This is a genomic window from Pseudoramibacter alactolyticus ATCC 23263 (genome assembly GCF_000185505.1).
GTDB lineage: Bacteria > Bacillota > Clostridia > Eubacteriales > Eubacteriaceae > Pseudoramibacter > Pseudoramibacter alactolyticus.
Genome location: NZ_GL622393.1, coordinates 1 through 532 on the forward strand (window position 1 = coordinate 1; position 532 = coordinate 532).

Below are 532 nucleotides of genomic sequence, written 5' to 3' on the forward strand. Positions count from 1 at the left end.
AGCCATGGCCTCAAGGATGGGGCGGCCAATGTTACCGACAGCACATGCCTTCAGACCTGCCGCATGAAGAATCGACTCGGTCATCTGGGTAGTCGTCGTCTTGCCATTGGTGCCGGTAATCGCCAGCCACGGAATAACACGGTCGGGATGCATGAGGCGCCAGGCCAGTTCAGGCTCACCCCAAACGGGAATCCCTCGGGTAAGGGCATGAGCTACCAGCGGTTGGGTAGGACGCCAGCCAGGAGAGACGACGACGAGGTCCGTTTCCTCCGGCAAGTCGGATGCTGATCCGGGGCCCAAACGCACTTCAGCCCCGAGAACCTCCAGCAGACCACCTTTGTCACGGTGGGAGTCGTCATCGCAGTCGTCAAGGACGAGGACCGTGGCGTCAAGTTCAAGTAACGCGTCAGCGGCGGCATAGCCGGACGTGCCTAAACCAGCGATGACAACATGCACACCAGACCAGTCGAAGAGCCGGTCAGCCGCGCTGAGATCAACCTTTCCGGAGAACGTCATTGCCCTGCCACCCATT

At 60.3% G+C, this 532-nt stretch carries 1 protein-coding gene; it reads right to left on the bottom strand.

Translation table 11 applies throughout. The features are described from left to right. Nucleotides 1-516: Mur ligase family protein (locus HMPREF0721_RS11315; protein ID WP_242821901.1), on the bottom strand; the 516-nt coding region annotated here is incomplete at its 3' end. Between the last annotated feature and the right edge of the window lie 16 nt (nucleotides 517-532).